The sequence below is a fragment of the Nocardia sp. NBC_01730 genome (genome assembly GCF_035920445.1).
Taxonomy (GTDB): domain Bacteria; phylum Actinomycetota; class Actinomycetes; order Mycobacteriales; family Mycobacteriaceae; genus Nocardia.
The window spans coordinates 1,390,930-1,412,218 of the sequence record NZ_CP109162.1; the positions used below are offsets into that span (position 1 = coordinate 1,390,930).

Genomic DNA, 21,289 nt, shown 5'->3' on the forward strand with positions numbered 1-21,289 from the left:
CATCCGTTGTGAAATCCTTATATTCGTGTATAAGAATAGTATTATCATAAAGTGATAGTAAGCTATTCGCACAGTGGAGGGAGCTCTCAGTGACGGGCGAATTCAAGGCGCTGAACTTCTTTGCCGACGAACGGCTCGTCGCAGACCCATATCCCTATTTCGATGCCCTGCGTGCTGAGTGCCCCGTGGTGCGGGAAGGTCACCACGATGTCGTGATGGTGACGGGATACGAAGAAGCGCTGCAGGTATTCAACGACCCCGCGGTTTTCTCCTCGTGTAACTCGGTGACCGGCCCGTTTCCTGGCTTCCCGGTCCCGCTCGTGGGCGATGACGTGACCGAGCTGATCGAGCGGCACCGCGACGAACTTCCCATGAGCGATCAGCTCCCGACGCTGGATCCGCCCGTGCATACCGCGCACCGCGCTTTGCTGATGCGGTTGATCACCCCGAAGCGGTTGAAGCAGAACGAGGAGTCCATGTGGGCGATCGCGGATCGGCTCCTCGACAACTTCCTCGCGGAAGATGAGGGCGATGTCCTCGCCGACTTCGCGGGCCCGTTCACCCTGTATGCGATAGCTGATCTGCTCGGGGTGCCGGACGCGGATCAGGAGGAGTTTCTCGATGCCCTCCAGCGCGGGCCGCGGGCCGCGCGAGCCGGGATCGGCAATACCGAAGGCGACACCCTGGGGCACAATCCGATCGAATTCCTGTACGCGAAGTTCTCGGAGTACATCGAGGACCGCCGACGTCAGCCGCGTAGTGACGTGCTGACGAGCATGGCTACCATCGCGTTTCCAGATGGCTCGACGCCCACCGTACTGGATATCGTGCGGGTCGCGACCAATCTCTTCTCTGCGGGGCAGGAGACCACTGTCCGCCTGCTCGGTTCGGCGCTCAAGCTGATCGCTGAGCGAGCCGATATCCAGCAGTCGCTGCGTAGCGATCGTGGCCGCGTCACCAACTTCATCGAAGAGGTGCTTCGCACCGAGAGTCCAGTCAAGGGTGACTTCCGGCTGGCGCGTGTTCCGACGAATGTCGGTGGAGTCGACATCGGTGCCGGAACCACCGTGATGGTGCTGAACGGTGCCGCGAACCGGGACCCGCGGCGTTTCGATGATCCCGCGACCTTCGACGCTGCCCGTTCGAATGCTCGCCAGCACATCGCCTTCGGGCGCGGAATACATACCTGCCCCGGTGCGCCGCTGGCACGGACCGAAGCGCGAATCGCCATCGAACGGCTGCTCGACCGGACCGTCGATATCCGGATCAACGATCGAATGCATGGGCCGGTCGACGCCCGCGACTACCAGTATCTGCCGACCTATATTCTGCGCGGCCTCACCGCACTGAATATCGAGTTCACCAGCACCGGAGAGTGACTGGCTGTGAAAGCCACCGTGGATTCCGACAGCTGCCGTGGGCACGGGGTGTGTTTGACGCTGTGTCCGGAGGTATTCGAGCTCACTGATGACGGCTATGCCGAGGTGATCGTGTCGGACGTGCCTGCCGAACTCGAAGACGCGGTGCGCAGCGCCGCGGATGGCTGTCCCGAGCGCGCGATCACTATCGGCTAGGCCGGCCGGACTGTGGACGAATATCGCCAGGGCGACGCCGTGTGAAAATGCCTGGCCCGCAATGACTTCGATCAGGGTCGGGCTGAGCGCTATTCCTCGTTTGCTCGGGTCGCGATACATTCCTCCACGAACGAGAGCACCTTCAAGTGATATGCCGTCGCCGTGTAGCCGAGGCTGAGATTGTGCCCGCTTTCGAACTGTGGGTTGAGCACGGCACGGGGTGCGGCCGTGAAGCGCGATACGACCTCGGCCAGCCCCTGAGGATCGTTGCGCCATATGCGCTCGTGATCGCCGACAGAGAAGTGCACGGGCACCCGCACCCTGCGCGCGAGCGCGGGGAGGATGTGCTCAGCCCAGCTGTTCGCCGTGACGGCGGCCTCGTCCTTGGGGCCGGATGATGCGATCGGCGTGCCGCCGACGAGTTCGGGCGGATACAAGCGGTTCGGATCCACAGCAGCTCACCAAGGCCGGTGCGTCGTGACCCCTCGGGTCGCAGTCCCCACAGGATGTCCTGCGCCTCCGGTTGGTGTTCCCGGCCGATGCCCGCGAGTTCCAGGCCAAGCAGTGCTCGGCCCCGCTTCTGGGTCGCCATCCGGAGCGCTAACCCGCAGCCTGCCGAATGGGCCATCAGAAAAATACCTGCGCCCCGGGAATGGCCGTCGAGATGTTCGTCAATGGCTGCGTACATGAGTTCCACCCGTCGCCCGGGGTCGGCGAGCAGGTCCGAATACTGGCCGGAGCTTCCGTAGGCTGGGCGGTCCAAGGCGAGCACGGTGAATCCTTGCGTGGGGGCGGTCCGTAGCAACGACAGCTTCGGGTGGCCGGGACAGTCGAAGTATGTCGACGTGGTCGCGCCGCCGTGCAAGGCGACGATGACTCCCTTGGGGTTCTGGGCAGCGGCCAGCAACCCGGAGATCGGGATGCCGTCCGCGTCTTCGACGACTCGAATCGGACCATGATCGATCAGCGCGGAGGACTCGTGTTCGGTGGTATTCATGTGGCCGTCCTCAGCGGAGGTGTGACATTGCAGCGCGTATTCGGCGGTTGGCGACATCGGCGTTACCCCGCGACGCCGTTGCTTGCCGGTGCCGAGGAGGAAAGCGCGCGGTAGAATTCACCTTCTGTTTTCGAGAACCGTACTCTCGTGTACATGTGTCCGCAAGGTTACGGATGGCTTGCCGACCGGGGCAAGTTTGGGGTATCTGCGACGTTCCTTTGCTGCTACAGTCCATATCAGCCGAACATAAGATTCTCTGTTTGGAGAATGATATTTTCGGGAAGGCTTGAGATGGTTGCCACCCAGTGACCCGGTGCCGACTGGCCTGGGCGATGGGCGAGAACTCGCCCTACTCGCCAGCGACTGCATCGAATTGGACGAATCAGGCGGATCCCGGCCGGTAGAAGCGAAATCCGGCCGCTTCACATTTCCGGAGGTGCTGCCAGAATCCAGTAGAGACTCACGAACCGTTCTCCCTCGCCCGTCGAGGCGTACGTCTCGGCAATCGACTCTGAATCAGAAACCCGCCCATCGTCGCTGGTCACTCGGTAAGCGCGCGATGGCCGAGTTGCACAATCAATGGAGATAGTGATGAAAACACGAAGCGCCCTCGGGCTCGTCGTAATGGCCGCCGCCACCGCCCTGATCGGTGTTGCGGCACCGACCGCCACTGCCGACGATTCGGCTCTCGCGGCGGATTGCGCCATCCTCGGCCCGATCGGGTCCCAGGCGGTCGGCAGGCTCACGCCGTTGCAGGCGCTGCCCGTGGAAGAGGGGCAAGCGGCCCGGGATCAGTACGTCGGCGAGTTGCAATCCAAGCTGTCCAGCGTCCAGTCCGAGAAGGGGAAAGCGGATCTGTCGAACTACATCAACGTCGTGCAGACCGCGACTTCGGCATCCGATGCCGGGCGGATCATCTCCGCAATCCGCGCGCTGCAAGCGGACTGTGCCTGATACTCCGAGCTCGACGCCGAACCCGGTGCTGACGGCTCGGTAATCCGCTCCCGGTCAAGCCTGCGCTTGGCCGGGAGCGGTGCTCGTTGACGAGGCGGGCTGGATTCCAACGTCATTACGAGAATGGCGTTATCCATAATGTAGAGTTACATTGCTGTCGTTGACATATCTGTTGGGTGGAAGGTGCACTACTGGCGACGAAGGACTTCGCATGAATCTCGAGAACAGATTCAGCATTCCCGTTCCGGCTGTCGACGCTTGGCGGGTGCTGCTGGATCTCGAGCGGATGGCGCCACATGTCCCGGGCGTGGTGCTCATCGGTGGGGATGAGAGTGGTTGCAAGGGCAAGATCAAGGTCAAACTCGGCCCGGCCGGTCTGACTTACCACGGCGTCCTCAAAATCCTTTCCCGGAACGAGTTGGCGCGGGTCGCGGTACCGGAAGGTGAAGGCCGGGCTCGTAACAACGGCACCGCGAAGGCCTTGATCACCTGTCGCCTCATCGAATCCGGCAACGAATCGACCACCGTTTTCGTCGAAACGGAGCTGGTCACGACGGATAAGCCAGCCGAGTACAGCGGCGACGTGATTGCCGCCGTCACCGAAACCCTCATCGCCCATTTCGCCGCAAACCTCGCCGAGGAGCTCGTTGCCTTGGCGCCGGTCGACCTGGAGTCATTGATGCATACCGAACTTCCGCACTGGATCGCCGACGGTGCGGCACCGAAGTCGGACCGCCCGACGGAGCCGGTCAGCTTGCTGAACGCCACTGTCGGCGCCCGCGTAGTCAAACGGCTTGCTCCGGTTGCCGTCACAGTGACGCTGCTGATCGTGCTGCAGCTCGTGCGACGTCGACCGAAGTCGTCCATCTAATAACAATCAGGAAGCGAGTCATCAGATGACAGGAAGAGTCGAAGGCAAGGTTGCCTTCATTACCGGCGCCGCCCGTGGCCAGGGCCGCAGTCACGCGCTGCGACTGGCGCAGGAAGGCGCCGCGATCATCGCAGTCGACGTCTGTAAGCAGCTCGACGGCGTCAATATCGCGATGTCGACGCCCGACGACCTGGCCGAAACCGTAGATCAGGTGAAGGCCCTCGGCGGGCGCATCGTTGCCGCTGAGGTGGATGTGCGTGACTTCGACGCCATGCAGGCCGTGGTGGGCGAAGGGGTCAAAGAGTTCGGCCGATTGGACATCGTCATGGCCAATGCCGGACTCGCCAGCGATGGCGCCCGGATGGACGAGATGAGCGAAAAGACCTGGCGCGACATGATCGACGTCAACCTGACCGGTGTCTGGCTCACCACCAGGGTGTCGGTCCCGCACATGATCGCCGCCGGTAATGGTGGGTCGATCATCTTGACCAGTTCGGTCGGCGGTTTGCGTGGCGGTCCGAATATCGGGCACTACATCAGCGCCAAACACGGTGTCATCGGTGTCATGCGTACCTTGGCAATGGAGCTGGGGGACAAGAATATTCGCGTCAATGCACTCTGCCCCACTCAGGTGGCGACGCCGATGTTGTTGAACGAGGGCACGTATCGGATGTTTCGGCCTGATCTGGAGCACCCCACGGTGGACGACTTCAAGGCGGTCTCCCAGTTCATGCACGTGCTGCCCATCCCGTGGGTGGAGGCCGAGGACGTCACGAACGCCGCCCTCTTCTTGGCCTCTGATGAGGGGCGCTATATCACGGGCGTCGCACTGCCGATCGATGCCGGCGGCATGCTCAAGTGAGTGATCGAGCGCATCCGGTGCCGAGCTGAAATGCACCGGATGCGCTCATCGTGCGTGCGGCCGGGTGGAAATATTCTCGTCGCGCAAGACCCAGCGCGCGATCTCGGTCTGGTCCGCGCCAGGCCCGAGCGCGGTGTCGGCTTCGGTCCAGAGTTCGACGGCGCGTTCGCCGAGCGGTGTGCTGACGCCGAGCGCGTCGGCCAGACTGGTGGCGATACGCATATCCTTGAGCATCAGTGCCATACCGAAGCCGGAATCGTACGTCTCCGGCAGGATATAGCGCGGAAATTTGACTTCGGTCGAGGCGCTCCTGCCGCTCGAGATATTGATCATCATTACCATAAGGTCCGGGTCGAGACCGAAACGTCGTCCGGCCGCGATTCCCTCCGCACTCGCGAGTAGATGCACTGCGGCGAGCAGATTGTTGATTGCTTTCAACGCATGCCCGGCGCCGGTATTGCCCACATGGTGCAGTTGGCCGAGTGGCGCCAGCAAAGTGCTGATCCTTGCCACGGCGGTCGCGGTGCCGCCGGCCATGATCGTGAGCGTCCCCGACTCGGCGCCGTCGACCCCGCCGGATACGGGCGCGTCGATCAGCGTGATCCGCCGTTTGGCAAGCGCGTAGGTCAGCCGCTGCGTCGAGAGCGGCTCGGAAGAACTCATGTCGACGACGATCGAGCCGGGGCGCAGGGCGTCGAGCACGGCTGCGTCGCCCAATATCGCCTCGACAACTGCGGAATTCGGCAGCATCAAGACAACGAACGCCGCGCCTGTCACGGCCGCCGGTGCGCTCATCGCCGCATTACCGCCTGCGGCGATGAGCGACAGCCGGGCATCTTCAGCGGGATCGAATCCGGTCACGTTGCGTCCTGCGTCGATGAGTCGTTTGGACATCCGCGTGCCCCATGGCGCCCAGCCCGAGGAACGCCACACGAACGGTGTCAGTCATCGGAGCGTTCCGCCAGAATCTGGCCGGCGATCCGGAACGATTCGACTGCCGCGGGCACACCGGCATAGACGGCGGTGTGGAGCAGCACCTCCTGGATTGCGCCCGGAGAAACTCCGTTGGCGAGGGCACCACGGACATGGGTGCCGAATTCGGTGGGCCGGTTGAGCGCCGTGAGCATCGCGAGGGTGATCATGGAGCGGGTGCGCGGCGACAATCCCGGTCGAGTCCACACAGCGCCCCAGCAGTACTCGGTGACCAGCTCCTGCATGGGACGGGAAAATTCCGTCGTATCGGCGAGCACCCGGGTCACGTATTCCTCACCGACGACCGCTGCCCTGACCTGCAGGCCTGCCTCATAGAGCTGGCGGCGAGTCGTATCGTCAGGTGAGGGCAGCATTTGCCTGCTTCCGGGTCGGTCGAGAACAACGTCGACGTTGGTGTGGCTAACGGACGCCGTGGTCGGACGCCCACCAGCGATGGTATTGGCATTCTCATTTTTTGCAAGTACCGTAATCAGCGATGAACGACCCAGTACAGACCTCGTCCGGTATACCGCTCGAGCCGGTCTACGGACCGGCGGACCGAGGCGCCGATCCGCCGGCGCCCGGCGGCTTCCCATTCACTCGCGGCAATTTCGCCACCGGCTACCGGGGGCGACTGTGGACGTTTCGCCAGTACTCCGGATTCGGTACCGCCGAGGAGTCCAACCGCCGCTATCGCTACCTCCTGAGTCAGGGCGGCACCGGCCTGTCGGTCGCGCTTGATCTACCGACACAATGCGGCTACGACTCCGACGATCCGGAAGTGACCGAAGAGGTCGGCCGAGTCGGGGTGGCCGTGGACACCCTCGCCGACGCCGAGGTGCTGTTCGATGAGATACCACTGGACAAGATCAGCACCAGCTTCACGATCAACGGCACGGCCGCGATCCTGTTGGCGTTCTATGTGGCAGCCGCCGAGAAGAAGGGCGTGCCGCGCGAAAAGCTCACGGGCACAATTCAGAACGACATACTCAAGGAGTACGCGTCGCGCGGTACCTGGATCTGGCCGCCGGAGCCGTCGCTGCGGCTGATCGCCGATACCATCGAGTTCTGCGCGGCCGAGGTGCCGAAATTCAACGCGATATCGGTCGCGGGCGCACACTTCCGCGACGCGGGTGCCACTGCGGTGCAGGAGATGTCGTTCACGCTCGCGGATGGGGTGACCTACTGCGACACCGTGGTGGAGCGGGGGCGAATGACCATAGATCAGTTCGCTCCGCAGATCTCCTTCTTCTTTTACACCCATGGCGACTTCTTCGAGGAGATTGCCAAGTACCGCGCGGGGCGCCGACGTTGGGCGACCATCGTGAGGGAGCGGTACGGGTCGACCGCCGACAAGGCGTCGATGTTCCGCTTCGGCTGTGTCGCGGGCGGTGCCTCCTTGTACGCGCCACAGGCACAGAACAATCTGGTCAGAGTGGCCTACGAAGCGATGGCATCGGTTCTCGGTGGGGTGCAGTCGATGTTCACCGCGGCGTGGGATGAACCGTTTGCCCTGCCCAGCGAGGAGTCGGCGACTTTGGCGCTGCGTACTCAGCAGATCCTCGCCTATGAAACCGGCGTCACCCGTGTCGCGGACCCACTCGGCGGTTCCTACTTCGTGGAGGCGCTCACCGATGCCACCGAGGCGCGAATCATCGAGATCATGGACGACCTCGATCGCCACGGCGGCATGGTTCGCGCAATCGAGGACGGTTACCTGCAAGGCCTGATCGCGGACGAGGCCTACCAACTGCACAAGGACGTCGAGGCGGGCACGCGCCCTGTTGTGGGCGTCAACAAGTTCGTCTCCGAAGAGCCCGCGCCCGAGATCGTGACCTACGAATTGGACGCCGAAGGACGTGATCTGCAGCTGCAGCGGCTTCGACGGGTCAAGGCCGAACGGGATTGTGCGGCCGTCGATGCCAGCCTTGCGGCTTTGTCCAAGGCTGCGGAAGGAGACGAGAATTTGATGCACTATCTGATCGATTGCGCCAACGCCTATTGCACCGTGGGGGAGATGACCGCTGCACTCAAAGACGTCTGGGGCGAGTTCCAGCAGCCGGTGGTGTTCTGATGGCAACTCGGGTTCTGGTCGCGAAACCCGGCCTCGACGGCCATGACCGGGGGGCCAAGATTGTCGCCCGCGCGTTGCGTGACGCCGGTTTCGAAGTCGTCTACACCGGGATTCGCCAGCGCATCGAGGACATCGTGTCGATCGCGCTGCAGGAGGATGTCGCCGTGGTCGGGCTGAGCATCCTCTCGGGCGCGCACGTGGCTCTGACCGCCCGGGTCGTCGAGGCCCTGCGGGCTGCCGATGCGGCCGATATCGCCGTGATCGTCGGCGGCACGATCCCGCAGACAGATGTCGCGCGGTTGCTGGAAGTCGGCGCCGCGGCGGTGTTCCCGACTGGCACCTCACTGGAGGTTCTTGTCACCGACATCCGGGCGCTCACCAGTACACAGTCGCCAGCGTGAACTCATTCGGTGGCGCGCATGGCTGGGGCCCCGGCCATGCGGCAAGCAGTGGAATACGGAGGCATTCGTGCGTATCGGAGTGATGATCGGGCCGGAAAAAGGGGATGCCGCGCGAAAGCTCACCCGGATGTTGGACGACATCGAGTGGGCGGAATCGGCGGGGTTGGACACCGCGTGGATTCCGCAGATTCCTACCGATTTCGACGCGCTGATCACCATCGCGCTGATGGGGTCGAGGACCACGCGGATCGAGTTGGGGACCGCCGTGGTGCCGCTGCAGGCGCAGCATCCGATTGCCCTTGCACGGCAAGCGCTTTCGGCACAGGCCGCAGCTGGCGGACGACTGGCGCTCGGCGTCGGTCCATCGCATCACTGGATTGTCCGGGGCATGCTCGGATTGCCCTATGAGAAGCCCGCGGGATACACGAGGGACTATCTCGACGTGCTGAACGTCGCGCTGCGGGGACCCGGCCAGGTCGACGTTGAGAACACGACGTTCACGGTGCACAATCCGCTCGACCTCGGACCCGTCGCACCCGTGCCGGTGCTGATCGCCGCACTCGGGCCGGTCATGCTGCGGATCGCAGGCGAGCACGCCGACGGGACAATTCTGTGGATGGCCGACGAACGTGCAGTCGGCGCACACGTCGTCCCCCGCATCACCAAGGCAGCAGCCGAGGCCGGTCGACCGGCACCGCGGGTGGTTGCCGGTCTACCGGTATGTCTGTGTAAACCTTCCGAGGTCGATGAGGCCAGGTCCCGGGCGAACCGAATCCTGGGGGAAGCCGAAATCTCGCCAAATTATCAGCGACTCCTGGAAGCCGGCGACGCCCAGGACATCGGCGATATCTGCATCGCGGGTGACGAGCGGGCCATTGCCGCCGGACTTCGGCGATTCGCCGATGCCGGAGCTACCGATCTCTCGGTGCGGCTGCTGCCGATCGGTGACAACCGCGACGAACTGGTCGCCTCCAAGCGCCGGACCCGGGAGATGATCGCCGACCTGGCGAAGGAACTGCGGTGACCAGCGCTCGCGGCGCGAACACGGGGGACATCCCCGGCGCGGGCGCGAGCCACGCGGCCGCCGCGAATGCCGGCCCGTTGGACGGTATCCGCATCCTCGAGGTCGGCACTATGCTGGCCGGTCCGTACGCGACGATGATGCTCGCCGATCTCGGGGCCGAGGTCACCAAACTGGAACCGCTCGACGGCGAGATCTCGCGGCAGGTAGGTGACAGCTACTTCGCCAGCCTCAATCGTGGTAAGCGCAGCATTTGCCTCGACCTGACCTCGGCTGATGGCCAATCCACGCTCGGCGAGTTGGTCGCGCAGTCGCACGCGCTGCTGGTGAACCTCAAACCCTCGGCGGTCCGCAGGCTCGGCCTGACCTACGAGGCATTGCGGCAATGGAACGAGCGGATAGTTTGTGTGGCGATCACCGGATTCGGGCTGGACGCCGGCGACGACCCGGCGTTCGACTATGTGATCCAAGCCGCGACCGGAGTCGCCGCGCTGACCGGCGATCCGGCAGGCCCGCCGACACTGCCCGGCTACTCCTCGGCCGATAACTCCACCGGGTTGACCGCGGCGCTGGGTTTGCTTGCCCAGATCGTGTCCGGTCGGGGCGGACAGGTGGAGGTGTCGCTGAGTGAGGTGATGCTTTCGCAGTTGAACTACCACGCTTCGGCCTACCTCAACGAAGGCAAGCAACCACTGCGTCGGCCGTTCGGGGCGCACGCGTATTACGTTCCAGCGCAGATATTTCCGACCGCCGAGGGATATCTCGCGCTGTTCATCACCCACGACGGGTTCTGGAAGACCTTTGCCGCGGAAGCCGATATTGATGGCTTCGCGACGATGGCCGAGCGGGCAGCGCACCGCGACGAATTGCTCGCCATCGTGCTCGGCGCCCTGTCATCGGACACCGCAGCCGGGTGGGAGTCACGGCTGAGGCCACTCGGTATCCCCGCGGCCGCCGTGCGTACCCTGCCCGAAGCGCTGGCCGCGACGCCGCGGGCAGTGGTGATCGTCGGCGACTACCGGCTGGTCGGCAGTCCGATTCGGATCGCCGGATTCGAGCCTGATTATGGTCCGCCGCCCCGCTTGGGTGAGCACGGCGCCTGAAAACAGCTCCGCCGGTCCGGCCGCCCATCGAAGACGAGCGGCCGGCGGCCGACTTCGATGCGACCGTTTATTCGTAGTCGACTATGGTCTCGGCGGTGTCGGGTACTGCCTGACAGGTGAGCACGTAGCCCTCGGTGACTTCGTCGTCGGTCAGCGCATCGTTTATGCGCATCGTCGCCGATCCGGCAGTGAGTTTGGCGATGCAGGTGGCACAGTTGCCCGATTCGCAGGAGAACGGCGGAGTCAGACCGCCGCGGCGGGCGCTCTCCAGCAGTGTCTCGCCCTCGGTGCGTGGCACCGATACTTTCTTGCGGCCCAGGATGATCGTTACTGTCCCCGCAGGGGCGTCGGCGTCGGGTGGAGTCTGAACGGTGCTCGGCGCGGCGATCGGTGCGGGTGTGCCGAAGCGCTCGCTGTAGATCAGTCCCGGCCCGGGGAGGGCGGCCTCCGCCATTGCCATGAAGGGTTCCGGTCCACAGATGTAGGTGTCTGCATGGCCGTCGGCGCCGACGAAGGCACGCACTGCGGCCGGGTCGAGCAGGCCGCGCTCCGCGTCCAGGTGCCGGATCACCTCGAGCCGGGTCGGATAGCGCTCGACCAGTTCGGACAGTACTGCGTCGAATATCACCGAGGCCCGATCGCGGTCCGCGCACAACAGCCGCACGCTGCGGTCGGTGGCTCTAAGGGCGCTCTTGGTCAGCGAGAGGATCGGTGTGATTCCACTGCCGCCGCTGAAACCGAGCAGTGGCACGTCTGTCTCGCGCAGGCAGAATTTCCCTGCCGGCCTGGTCATTTCGATCTCGTCGCCTTCGGCCAGGTGGTCGTTCAGCCAGTTGGAGACCTTCCCGCCGGGCACTCGTTTCACGGTGGTGGTGAACTCGTCATCGGCCTCGGGTGCACTCGACATGGAGTAGGACCGAAAAAGGTCGTTCCCGTCCACCCGGACCCGGAATGTGCAGAACTGCCCAGCCTGGTACGGCAACGGCCCCTCGTGTGGGTCGAGCACGAAGGTGCGGACGTCGGCGTTCTCTTTGATGATCCGGGTCACCGTAGCGCGCTGGAACAAGGGCGGTCTCGCCATCGGCAATCTCCTTCTGATATTAAGATTCTGTGTTGGTGAGAATATTATTCTCGACGATTCACGAAGGCCTTCAGGTGCCCGGCGGGATGGCGGGCACTGCGGGATCGCTGTGGAACCGGCCGAAGCAAGGTGTGATCCGGTGCCGCCGCGCATACTCGGCGGGCTCAGTGGTGTCGGCGTTGTGCCGCGAGCACGTCTGAGTGCTGGATCGTGCCTGTGATGCCGTTGCTATCCTGCTGAGCCAGCAAGGCGACCCCAGTGGCAATCGTCTCCAGGGCTTCGGCCCCCCGCGCTGATGCGCCAGGGCTATCGCGGCCGGTGATCCAGTCCTCGGTGAGCACCAAGCGCGACAGGCTGAGGCAGTACACCGCGATATTGTCGGGTTTCAGATCGGCCGTGAGTCCGGCGTAGAGACGCTCGGTGGCAGCCTTGGCGACCCAGTAGGCGTTCGCGCCGCGCACGGTCGGGCCTACGCCGTTGGTCGTCATCGCCACCAGAGAGCCGCCGCTGCGGGCTCTGATGTGGGGTATGACCGCCTTGGTCAAGAGGAAGACCCCGGTGAGGTTGACGTCGAGGCACTGTTGCCAGCTCTGCAATGGGGCGGATTCGATCGGGCCGAGCCAGAGCATGCCTGCATTGGAGATCAGGATGTCGATGCCGCCGAATTCCGCGAGCGTGTGGTGCACTGCGGATTCCACCGAGTTCTCATCGGTGACATCACAGTGCACGGCGAGAGCTCGTCCACCGATGTCCGCGATCCGGTCGGCGACTGAATGGATCGTGCCGGGCGTCCGGCCTTCCCGTTCGGAGCGTGCGGCGACGGCGACTGCCGCGCCCTGCTGTGCGAGCGTCGTGGCGACTGCCGCGCCCAAGCCACGACTGGCTCCTGCGACGAACGCCACCTTTCCAGCGAGTGCGCCATTCATAGGTCGGTCACCCTTCTTGCAACTCATGCTCTCTTGTTGAGAGAATAGCATTCTCATGACTGGCAGGCGGACGATGGATATTCCGGAATTGATCACTGCGGCACGCTCCGGCTCGGTGCGGGCGGCGGGCCGACTTCTGAGCCTCGTCGAGAACGCGCACCGCACGGAGGTACTCGCGGTGCTCGATCAGGTGCCGACGCGCGTGATCGGGGTGACCGGGCCGCCTGGCGCGGGCAAATCGACGACGATCGCGGTGCTCGTCGCCGGGTATCGCGAGCGCGGCCTCCGGGTAGCGGTGCTGGCAGTCGACCCGTCCTCGCCTTACAGCGGTGGCGCGTTGCTCGGTGATCGGATCCGGATGGCCGCGCACATCAACGATCCTGATGTCCTGATTCGGTCGGTGGCTACTCGTGGCCATCTCGGTGGGCTCGCCGCCGTGGTGCCCGCGGCGATCCGATTGCTCGCCGCTCTCGGCTACGACCTGATCATGCTGGAAACGGTGGGCGTCGGGCAGTCCGAGATCGAGATCGCGGCGGTGGCGGACCCTACCGTGGTCATCCTGAATCCTGGTGCGGGCGACGCGATTCAGGCAGCCAAGGCCGGCTTGCTCGAGGTCGCCGACATCATCGTCGTCAACAAGGCTGATCGCGCGGGTGCTGAGCAGACTGTGCGGGAGTTGCATATCGAAACCGGGCTGCCGATTCACACCCTCGTCGCGTCGCGGGGCCGGGGCGTCGCTGAATTGATCGAGGCGATCGAGGCGCACCATCGCGCGGATTCAACGGCGCGTAGGACGGCGCGCGCAAGGGCTCAGATCCTGTCTCTCGCGCAGACGCGCTTGCGCGCTCACCAGGATTTGGACGAACTCGCGGCAGCCGTCGTGGCCGGCCGTCACGACCCCTACGCAGCCGCTGAGCTGTTGCTGCGTCCCCCGGTTTCGTGTCATGAGTGACCGCAACCGCAGTGGCTGCCGACGATCCGGCCTGCGGCGCAGCTGATTTGATCGCCGATCGGCTCTCCGCCGCCGAACGGCCGTGCAGAGCCGATCGGCGGGGCCTTTCAGGCCGCGTCTTGCTTGAACCGCAGGAGCGCTTCCTGAGCATAAGACGCGACGAGCGTGCCGTCCTTTGTGAACACGTCGCCGCGGCCGAAGCAGCGCCCGTGAGCCAGTACCGGGCTGTGTTGACGGAGCAGGAGCCAGTCCGTGGTGCGGAACGGACGATGGAACCAGAGGGTGTGGGAGGTAACGGCGGAAACGAAGTCGGTGCCGTTACCCTGCTGGCTGACGCCCTCCACCGGCCGTAGCGCGGTACCGATGAGGTTCAGATCGGTGGCATAGGCGGTCAGTACGGACGCAAGCTCACGGCTGACTTCCGGGGTGCGCATCCAGAACTCGTACTCCGGTTCGCCCGCCGTCGTGTCGTCCAGGTCTGTGACGGAACGAGTTTCCCAGGGCAGTAGATCGAACTGGACTTCATGGTCAGGGGGCAGGAGGGGCGGTACATCGGCGATGGTCTGATGGAGCGGTCCGTCTTCGGCGCCGTGCATGGACACCGAGGCACTCGCCACAACGACGGTGGATTGTCGTGCGATCACCGACAGTGTCGCGAACGAGCGGCCCTCATGATGGCACGTGACCTCGTAGCGGACAGGCTCTTCGTATCGGCCCTCTTTGCCGAAGATCGCGTGTACGGATTTGACGGCCTTGTCCGGGCAGGAGAGCCCGGCAGCGCGGACGAGTTGCCCGAGAATCTGCCCACCGAAGAGCCGGTGGTAGTCCAGCGGCAGATTGGGTCCCTCGAATTCTTGGACGGCGTCGGCATCAGCAGGGGGGACTGCGTGTCGCTCGGTAGCGCCAACTGAGGGGCAGCGACGTAGCTCGAGGCAAGCGAGAAGATCACTCCAGAGATCGGGCATTACCTTAGTGTAATCGAAATTCTCATTGTAGAAGAACTAGCTTCTCATGACTGGTGCACGACTCCGGTGGCGCAGAACTTCCACACCTCTTCGGCGGTGATCGGACGGGCGGTCGCGTCGTCGAGGTTGCCACCGGACCGGGCCGTGAACATCACGGTCTGCATGGTCATCGCCGCCACCCTGCGTGGGTTCAGCCCTGGCCGCAGTTCACCTGCCGCGGCGGCATCGTTCACCAGGTCGACGAACAACGCGAGCAGCGGTGCGTGCGCGACCTTGACCTGCGCAGGGTGGGTGACCAGGAGGCGAGGTGCGAAGTCGGTGAACAGCGGGCGCTGTGCTGTCGGGTCGGGGCGCGACAAGTCGAACAGGAGCTGGACAGCGACCGCGAGCCGGTCGAGTGGATCGGGCCTACTGGCAGCGACAGTACGGATTTGATCGGCCGCGTTGATCAAGGCCTCCTCGAAGAGCGCGACCAGCAGCTCGTGCTTACCGTCGAACTGTAGGTAGAAGCTGCGCAGGGATTGACGAGACCGTTCGACGACTTCTTGCACGGTGAAGTCCATCGTCCCGTTTTCGAGGATTATTGCCTGCGCCGCATCCAGGAAACGCTGCACCCGTTGTTCAGCGCGCAGCTTCGCGGTCCTGATCGAGCGCTCGACCGCGCGCTGCTTCCATGCCGGATCTTCTGTCGCGCTGTTCATGGGGACCATTCCGGCGCCGACCATGGTGAACAGAGTCGGCACGCTGTCTCGTCAAAGGTGGACCAGGCGCGGAGCGTTGCCTGTTGTTCGCAGCATTGCCCCCGCATCGCGGATCAGCTCCCGAGAACTGCCGAGTAGACAGTCGAGTACCAGGACGCGCCGAATATGCCGGTGCAGATCATGTTCGGCAGTGAAGCCGATGCCGCCGAGGACCTGTTGGCAATGCCGGGCCGCGGTCAACGCCGCCCGCCCTGCGGCAGCCTTCGCCAGCAACGCGCCGAGATCGCTGTCGGCGGCCTGAAGTGTCGCCTCGGCGCCTTCGGTGGCGACGAGCGCCTCCGCGAGTCGGTGCCGGACGGCCTGAAAGGAAGCAACGGGACGGTCGAATTGGACGCGGTGCATGGCATGCGTCTTGGCGAGTGCGAGCATCGCTCTGCTCGTGCCCACCAGCCACCAGCCGAGGGCACGGCGGCCGACGGCAAGCGGGATCTCATCTCCTGCCGGCACTTCACGGATGGGTAGTTCGGCATCGATTGCCGAGCTTCCGCCGCCGATCTCCTCCCACAACACCCATCTGCCGCCCGCGAAGGGCAGTGGCACAGACTCGATGGCGGGCCGTCCTATGCTGTCGCGCAGCACATCGTTCAGCAACGGAGCGTGTGCGCCTGTCTCGCCGAGCAAGCGGAAGACCAGCGGCACAGCGACTTCCGGAATCTCGGCGAGCATTTGATGCCACCCGAGGTCGGCAAGTGCCGTATACAGCTCGGGGCCGGAGGCTACGAGCATCGTCTTGCGTAGCGTCTGGGTGAGCAGATCGAGTTCGGCATTCTCCACGGTTCACTCTTTCCCGAGGTCGAGCAGGCGACGCGCGATGATATTGCGTTGGATCTCGGCGGTGCCGCCATATATCGTCGCCGCCCGCGAGTACAGGAATTCCGGGCGCCATGACGAGTCGATGAGCTCCAGCGTGCCGGGCAGCAGATCACGGACGGTGTCGAACAATTGCTGTTCGGCTGTGGCGAGCAGAACCTTGTCGATGGACGTCTCCGGACCGAGCTTGTCTCCTGCGGCCAGCCGTTGCTGGGTCGCGTGGGAACGGCAGCGGATCGTATGCAGCGCGAGGTACGCGGCTCCCAGGTCGGCATCGTCGGGGGCGGACGTCTCGGCCAGTAGCTGGTCCAATCGCGTGTAGAGATAGGCGATTCGGTGCCAAAAGCAGGTCGAGCGTTCGTGCGGCAGCAGATCCATCGCGACGCGCCAGCCGTCCCCGGGACGGCCGAGCATTCGGTCGGCGGGGACGACCACCTCGTCGAAGTACACTTCCGCGAATTCGTCGATGCCGTGCATGGTGCGCAGCGGCCGTACGGTGATGCCGGGGGTATCCATATCCACGAAGAAGGCGGTGATGCCGTCGTGGCCCGGTGCGGTGCGGGTGAGCAATACGCATCGCGCCGCATACTGCGCCAGACTGGTCCACACCTTCTGACCGGAGATCACCCAGTTGTCGCCACGCTGCTCGGCCCGGGTGGTCAGCGAGGCGAGGTCACTACCCGAGCCAGGTTCGGAGAAGCCCTGACACCACTGCTCGCGGCCGCTCAGCAGCCGAGGGACCATTTCCGCGGCCAGTTCCGGGCGGGCGTAGGAGATCATCGTCGGTGCGAGCACCTCGACCATCGAATAGATTCCGGGCTCGGCCAAGTCGCGAGTGGCGACTTCCTCGCCGAGAATCGCCCGAAGAACGGCCGGCCCGCCGAGACCTCCGACGTCGGCGGGCCAACCGTAGCGCATCCAACCCGCGTCATACAGCGCGCTGCGGACTCGGGCCAGTTGCGCGACCTGTTCGTCGAGAGTGTGACTGATATCGACGGACAGGTCGTTTTCGTCGAGCCAGGCCCGCAGGCCTGCTCGGAACTCACCGTGGTTCATACATTCGGTCGTTCGAAGGCGTGTGGACGACCGGAATCGTGGTGGCCGTTGCGGCGGATGAACGTCATCGCCCTGGTGCGCAGCCGCCAACCGGCGTCGGTACGGGTGTAAGTGTCGCGGTAGTAGCCGATCCGCATGTCGTGGGTAGCGTGATCGATGAAGCACAGGGTCTGGGTGCCGGTCGCGCTGCCACCGTCGATATCCAGCACCGGAGTCCCGGTCATGAACAAGCCCTTGGGAGCTGCCGCGACCAGTGCCGGGAAATCAGCGAGCGGATAACTGTCGCCGAAGGCGCTGTACGTGCCGTCAGCGGTGAAAACCGCCAGCACCCCGTCGATGTCGCCCTGAGTCATGGTGACCGCGTAGCGGGCGAGCAACTGCTGGATCTCGATCACGTCATCGATTGTCGACATAGACCTTTCCGCCTTTCATGACGAAGCGCACGTTCTGGGTGACGGAGATGTCCTGCAGCGGGTCACCGGACACACCGATGATGTCGGCGAGAAGTCCCTCGGCGAACCGTCCACGATCGGTGACGTCGATCAGTTCGGCGGCGGTGACGGTCGCGGCCCGTAGCACGGCCAGCGGCGGCAGGCCGCGCTCGACGAGTGCGACCAGTTCGTCGGCATTGCGGCCGTGCGGGATGGCCGGGGCGTCGGTGCCCACCGCGATCTTCACGCCTGCTTTATAGGCAGCCAGCACGGAAGTTCTTGCGCGCGGGAACATCAGGGCTGCCTTGGCCTGCAGTTCGGGCGCGGCCTTGGACACGTCCATGGCGTCGGCCAGGCGGGTGGTCGGCACCAGATAGGTGCCTCGTTCGACCATCAGCGCGATCGCGTCGTCATCGATCAGGAAGCCGTGTTCGATGCAGTCGATGCCGGCCTGGACCGCCGCGCGCACCGCATCCGCGCCGTGCGTGTGCGAGGCGACGCGCAGGCCGCGCCGATGTGCCTCATCCACGATCGCGACCAGTTCGTCCGCTGAATAGTGTTGTGCGCCAGGAGCTCCGGTCAGCGACATGACGCCGCCGGAGACACACACCTTGATCAGCTGGGCACCGTGCTTGATCTGATATCGGACTGCCTTGCGTACCTCGTCGACGCCGTTGGCGATGCCCTCTTCGATGGTCAGGTCCAGCACGTGGGGTGCGAACGCGGCGAACATCGTCGGGTCGAGGTGCCCTCCGGTGGGGGTGATCGCGTGGCCCGCAGGCACTACCCGGGGCCCGTCGATCCATCCGGCGTCGATCGCCTTGCCGAGCGCGACGTCGAGAAGATAGCCACCGGTCTTCACAAAGAGGCCGAGGTTGCGGACGGTGGTGAATCCGGCTCGTAGCGTACGGCGGGCATTTCCCACGGCACGCAGCATGCGTAACGGCGGATCGTCTTGAACGCTGGAGGTGAGGCCCGTCTCGCCGCGTCCGCCCATCAGGAGGTTGACCTCCATGTCCATCAGGCCAGGGAGCAAGATCAGCTCGCCGAGGTCGATGACCTCACCCTCGGGGGCGCCACCGACGCCGACGATACGGTCGCCGTCGACCCGCAGGATAGCGGGGCGGGCGATCTCGCCGGTGTCGATGTCCAGGAAACCGGCTGCCTTCAGCGTCTGCATTTCAGACGACCGGTTCGCGGAGGAGTTGGACCATGGCGGCGCCGCTGTCGGGGACGCGGGGTTGTTTCCATACTTCGATGGGGAAGGAGATGTTGATGAGGGATTGCATGAGGTGGAAGAGGGTGCGGGTGTCGTCGGGGAGGTCGCCCCAGGTGTGTTTGTCGCAGTGGGTGATGGCGTCTTGGATGCGTGGGAATGCGGCGTCGTAGAATTGTTGCATTTGGGGCATGGTTGAGTTGAGGCGTTTTGTGTAGCGTTCGGGTTCGGTGGGTAGGGCCCAGTCGATGTAGGGGTCGAGGTCGTTGAATTCAGGGGGCAGTGTTGGCATTGCGGTATTCCTCGACTTTGTCTTTGGCGGTTTTGTGGAGGTGGCGGAGGAGGATTTCTTGGTCGTTGAGGGGGAAGTCGGTGACGATGTTGGTGGCGAGCATTGTTTGGGTGGCTTCGAGGGTGTTGGCGTCTTGGAGTGCGTATTCTTTGAAGGTGACGGCGGCGAGTTCTTGGGCGAGGCGTTCGCGGGCGTTTTTGGCGGGGACGAAGTAGAGGGCTGCTTCGAAGATGTGGCGGTTGACGGCGGTGGGCCAGTAGTGGTAGGTGAGGAACCAGCCGGGTTCCCAGAAGAGCAGGGACATGTTGGGGAAGATTTCGAATTCGTCGATGCCCCAGGCACGGTGGCGGGCGGGGTTGATGCCTTCGGGGAGGGTGTCGAGTCCTTCGATGTCGGGTTTGTCCCAGGGGCCGAAGAGTCCGCTGCGGAGGATGCGTTCGATGGGTTTGACCATGTTGGGGTCTTTGGGTGGTGCCATGCCGCCCCAGCTGGAGATCATGGAGTGGGGGGGTTGGATTTCGTAGTGGAGTGCTTCGTAGCCGGTGCCGGCGAGTTTGTCGGCTTCGTCTTTGACGGCTTGTTTCATGTGGAGGATGGGGGCGTGGTAGAACTCGGCGAAGGCGTCGATGAAGAGTTTCCAGTTGCTGCCGATGTCGGCGCGGTAGGTGTAGGTTTCGGTCATTTCGTGGAAGGGGTAGCCTTCGACGCCTTTGATCATGGTGCCGAGGTAGTCGTTGAGTGGGGGTGCGTTGTTGTCGGTGTTGATGAAGATGAAGCCTTGCCAGACTTCGCAGCGGACGGGTTTGAGTCCGTAGAGGTTTTTGTCGAGGTCGAAGAATTCTTGTTCTTGTTGGACGAATTTTACTTCGCCGGCGAGGCTGTAGCGCCAGGCGTGGTATTTGCAGGTGAATTGGCGGCAGGTGCCTGCGGTTTCTTCGTTGGGGTAGTCGTCCCAGACGAGTTTGTTGCCGCGGTGGCGGCAGATGTTGTGGAAGGCGCGGATGGTGTCGTCGGTGTCTTTGACGATGATGAGTGAGGTGCCGATGCAGGCGAGTTCGCGGGTGAAGTAGCTGCCGGTACGGGGGAGGCGTTCGACGCGGCCGACGTTGAGCCAGGATTTTTTGAAGATGGCGTTGCGTTCGTCTTCGTAGAATTGGGGGTCGGTGGAGTCGGTGTAGTCGACGGGTTCGGTGCCCAGGGTTGGGTAGTGCTGGGTCCAGCTGCCTGCTGCTGGTTTGGTGAAGTGGGGCAAGGTTTCAGCCTTTCAGTGTTCGACTTCTACGCCGAAGGTGTTGAACGCCATGGTCGGGTGATGGTTCCCTGGGCGCGCAGCAGGATGCGGGTGACGGCGTGCCGTACCTGTCTCCCCGGACCCACCCGCAGTGGGTGCACACGGATGCCGACCTCCTCTCAGCCGAGAGAATCATATTCTCAAATATGAACTTCTAGGTTTCCACGACTGGCTTGGATAGTCAATGTCGCCGACTGGAGGGCTCGAGTCTGCTCGTCGGGCGGTCGACGTGGCCGACTGGCGCGTGGTCAGCCGGGCATTGCGGTCGCTGCGGCATTGATTCTCTTTTGATGAGAAGATAGTTTCCAGTGAGCGAGAGCATCGTGACCGCAGAGCCGCGGGGATCGCCACAAGGAAGGGAGATTCACCATGACAACGTCGCCTGTGCACCCCGGTGACCAGCTCGCCAGCACCGTCTGCGGAACCAGGGTGGTGGTGATTCGAGTGCCCGCCGAGGGCGCGCCGGTGATCGCCTGCGGCGGGAGTCCGATGGTTTCGGCGGCCACCGCCCAGCCGGTTGCGGCGGACGGGACAGCGGTCACGCTGATCGGCAAGCGCTACGTGGACGCGAGTGAAGCAGTGGAGTTGCTGTGCACGGCGGCTGGTGCGGGGGAGCTGAGCTGCGACGGAACGCCGATGACTATCAAGGCTGCCAAGGCGCTACCCGCCTCCGATTGAG

General features: G+C 64.0%; 24 protein-coding genes. 11 read left to right on the forward strand and 13 right to left on the reverse strand.

Going from position 1 to position 21,289, the window contains the following annotated elements; translation table 11 throughout:
* The first annotated feature begins 89 nt into the window (after positions 1-89).
* Together OHB12_RS05390 and OHB12_RS05395 are read left to right on the forward strand one after the other, a co-directional pair.
* Positions 90-1,379 (forward strand): cytochrome P450, encoded by a 1,290-nt coding sequence (locus tag OHB12_RS05390; protein WP_327116713.1) that lies wholly within the window; start codon positions 90-92, stop codon positions 1,377-1,379.
* Positions 1,380-1,385: 6 nt separating this feature from the next.
* On the forward strand, positions 1,386-1,574 hold the full coding sequence (locus OHB12_RS05395) for a ferredoxin (RefSeq protein WP_327116715.1): 189 nt from the start codon (positions 1,386-1,388) through the stop codon (positions 1,572-1,574).
* Positions 1,575-1,716: 142 nt separating this feature from the next.
* Here OHB12_RS05395 and OHB12_RS36130 read toward each other — a convergent pair whose 3' ends face one another.
* Entirely contained in the window at positions 1,717-2,628 is a 912-nt protein-coding gene (locus OHB12_RS36130) for an alpha/beta hydrolase (protein ID WP_442799970.1), read from the reverse strand.
* A gap of 534 nt (positions 2,629-3,162) precedes the next feature.
* On the opposite strand from OHB12_RS36130, the gene OHB12_RS05405 reads away from it, so the two are divergent.
* From OHB12_RS05405 to OHB12_RS05415, 3 genes are all read left to right on the forward strand, one after another.
* Complete coding sequence (locus OHB12_RS05405) at positions 3,163-3,525, forward strand: hypothetical protein (RefSeq protein ID WP_327116719.1); 363 nt, start codon at positions 3,163-3,165, stop codon at positions 3,523-3,525.
* A 211-nt stretch (positions 3,526-3,736) separates the two neighbouring features.
* A complete protein-coding gene (locus OHB12_RS05410) occupies positions 3,737-4,396 on the forward strand; it encodes an SRPBCC family protein (protein ID WP_327116721.1) in 660 nt (219 codons plus the stop codon).
* Positions 4,397-4,421: 25 nt separating this feature from the next.
* Positions 4,422-5,258 carry a mycofactocin-coupled SDR family oxidoreductase gene (locus OHB12_RS05415; RefSeq protein ID WP_327116723.1) on the forward strand — a complete coding sequence of 279 codons (837 nt, stop codon included), beginning with the start codon at positions 4,422-4,424 and terminating at the stop codon, positions 5,256-5,258.
* Positions 5,259-5,303: 45 nt separating this feature from the next.
* On the opposite strand, the gene OHB12_RS05420 is transcribed toward OHB12_RS05415, so the two are convergent.
* Both OHB12_RS05420 and OHB12_RS05425 read right to left on the reverse strand, forming a co-directional pair.
* The gene (locus OHB12_RS05420) at positions 5,304-6,119 is read right to left on the reverse strand and encodes an NAD(P)-dependent oxidoreductase (protein ID WP_327116725.1); all 816 of its coding nucleotides are present in this window, start codon (positions 6,117-6,119) and stop codon (positions 5,304-5,306) included.
* Positions 6,120-6,199: 80 nt separating this feature from the next.
* Complete coding sequence (locus OHB12_RS05425; RefSeq protein ID WP_327116727.1) at positions 6,200-6,604, reverse strand: carboxymuconolactone decarboxylase family protein; 405 nt, start codon at positions 6,602-6,604, stop codon at positions 6,200-6,202.
* Between the two features lie 122 nt (positions 6,605-6,726).
* Between OHB12_RS05425 and OHB12_RS05430 the strand changes: the two genes are divergently transcribed.
* The 4 genes from OHB12_RS05430 to OHB12_RS05445 all read left to right on the forward strand — a co-directional run bounded on the left by OHB12_RS05430 (position 6,727) and on the right by OHB12_RS05445 (position 10,829).
* The gene (locus OHB12_RS05430; RefSeq protein ID WP_327116729.1) at positions 6,727-8,304 is read left to right on the forward strand and encodes a methylmalonyl-CoA mutase family protein; all 1,578 of its coding nucleotides are present in this window, start codon (positions 6,727-6,729) and stop codon (positions 8,302-8,304) included.
* A complete protein-coding gene (locus OHB12_RS05435) occupies positions 8,304-8,705 on the forward strand; it encodes a cobalamin-dependent protein (protein ID WP_327116731.1) in 402 nt (133 codons plus the stop codon). The genes OHB12_RS05430 and OHB12_RS05435 overlap by 1 nt, the downstream gene beginning before the upstream one ends.
* Positions 8,706-8,772: 67 nt before the next feature.
* On the forward strand, positions 8,773-9,729 hold the full coding sequence (locus OHB12_RS05440; protein ID WP_327116733.1) for an LLM class F420-dependent oxidoreductase: 957 nt from the start codon (positions 8,773-8,775) through the stop codon (positions 9,727-9,729).
* A 29-nt stretch (positions 9,730-9,758) separates the two neighbouring features.
* Positions 9,759-10,829, forward strand: coding sequence for a CaiB/BaiF CoA transferase family protein (locus OHB12_RS05445; RefSeq protein WP_327120907.1), 1,071 nt, complete (start codon positions 9,759-9,761; stop codon positions 10,827-10,829).
* Between the two features lie 67 nt (positions 10,830-10,896).
* Here OHB12_RS05445 and OHB12_RS05450 read toward each other — a convergent pair whose 3' ends face one another.
* Both OHB12_RS05450 and OHB12_RS05455 read right to left on the reverse strand, forming a co-directional pair.
* Complete coding sequence (locus tag OHB12_RS05450) at positions 10,897-11,910, reverse strand: ferredoxin--NADP reductase (RefSeq protein WP_327116735.1); 1,014 nt, start codon at positions 11,908-11,910, stop codon at positions 10,897-10,899.
* 164 nt (positions 11,911-12,074) lie between these two features.
* Positions 12,075-12,836, reverse strand: coding sequence for an SDR family NAD(P)-dependent oxidoreductase (locus OHB12_RS05455; protein WP_327116737.1), 762 nt, complete (start codon positions 12,834-12,836; stop codon positions 12,075-12,077).
* 73 nt (positions 12,837-12,909) lie between these two features.
* Between OHB12_RS05455 and meaB the strand changes: the two genes are divergently transcribed.
* Positions 12,910-13,788: a methylmalonyl Co-A mutase-associated GTPase MeaB gene (gene meaB / locus OHB12_RS05460; RefSeq protein ID WP_327120909.1), complete on the forward strand. Its 879-nt coding sequence runs from the start codon at positions 12,910-12,912 to the stop codon at positions 13,786-13,788.
* A gap of 107 nt (positions 13,789-13,895) precedes the next feature.
* On the opposite strand, the gene OHB12_RS05465 is transcribed toward meaB, so the two are convergent.
* The 8 genes from OHB12_RS05465 to OHB12_RS05500 are packed head-to-tail and all read right to left on the reverse strand — an operon-like array spanning position 13,896 to position 20,571.
* Positions 13,896-14,753: an acyl-CoA thioesterase gene (locus OHB12_RS05465; RefSeq protein WP_327116739.1), complete on the reverse strand. Its 858-nt coding sequence runs from the start codon at positions 14,751-14,753 to the stop codon at positions 13,896-13,898.
* 44 nt (positions 14,754-14,797) lie between these two features.
* A complete protein-coding gene (locus tag OHB12_RS05470; RefSeq protein ID WP_327120912.1) occupies positions 14,798-15,454 on the reverse strand; it encodes a TetR/AcrR family transcriptional regulator in 657 nt (218 codons plus the stop codon).
* Between the two features lie 51 nt (positions 15,455-15,505).
* A complete protein-coding gene (locus tag OHB12_RS05475; RefSeq protein WP_327120914.1) occupies positions 15,506-16,240 on the reverse strand; it encodes an acyl-CoA dehydrogenase family protein in 735 nt (244 codons plus the stop codon).
* Positions 16,241-16,291: 51 nt separating this feature from the next.
* Positions 16,292-17,380 (reverse strand): acyl-CoA dehydrogenase family protein, encoded by a 1,089-nt coding sequence (locus OHB12_RS05480; RefSeq protein WP_327116741.1) that lies wholly within the window; start codon positions 17,378-17,380, stop codon positions 16,292-16,294.
* The gene (locus tag OHB12_RS05485; RefSeq protein ID WP_327116743.1) at positions 17,377-17,793 is read right to left on the reverse strand and encodes a nuclear transport factor 2 family protein; all 417 of its coding nucleotides are present in this window, start codon (positions 17,791-17,793) and stop codon (positions 17,377-17,379) included. The genes OHB12_RS05480 and OHB12_RS05485 overlap by 4 nt, the downstream gene beginning before the upstream one ends.
* Positions 17,777-18,991 carry a metal-dependent hydrolase family protein gene (locus tag OHB12_RS05490; protein WP_327116745.1) on the reverse strand — a complete coding sequence of 405 codons (1,215 nt, stop codon included), beginning with the start codon at positions 18,989-18,991 and terminating at the stop codon, positions 17,777-17,779. Before OHB12_RS05490 ends, OHB12_RS05485 begins: the two co-directional genes overlap by 17 nt.
* 1 nt (position 18,992) lies before the next feature.
* Positions 18,993-19,319: a hypothetical protein gene (locus OHB12_RS05495; protein ID WP_327116747.1), complete on the reverse strand. Its 327-nt coding sequence runs from the start codon at positions 19,317-19,319 to the stop codon at positions 18,993-18,995.
* Complete coding sequence (locus OHB12_RS05500; protein WP_327116748.1) at positions 19,300-20,571, reverse strand: aromatic ring-hydroxylating oxygenase subunit alpha; 1,272 nt, start codon at positions 20,569-20,571, stop codon at positions 19,300-19,302. Before OHB12_RS05500 ends, OHB12_RS05495 begins: the two co-directional genes overlap by 20 nt.
* Before the next feature lie 408 nt (positions 20,572-20,979).
* Here OHB12_RS05500 and OHB12_RS05505 point away from each other — a divergent pair, with 408 nt between their 5' ends.
* Positions 20,980-21,288 carry a hypothetical protein gene (locus tag OHB12_RS05505; protein ID WP_327116750.1) on the forward strand — a complete coding sequence of 103 codons (309 nt, stop codon included), beginning with the start codon at positions 20,980-20,982 and terminating at the stop codon, positions 21,286-21,288.
* The last annotated feature ends 1 nt before the right edge of the window (position 21,289 follow it).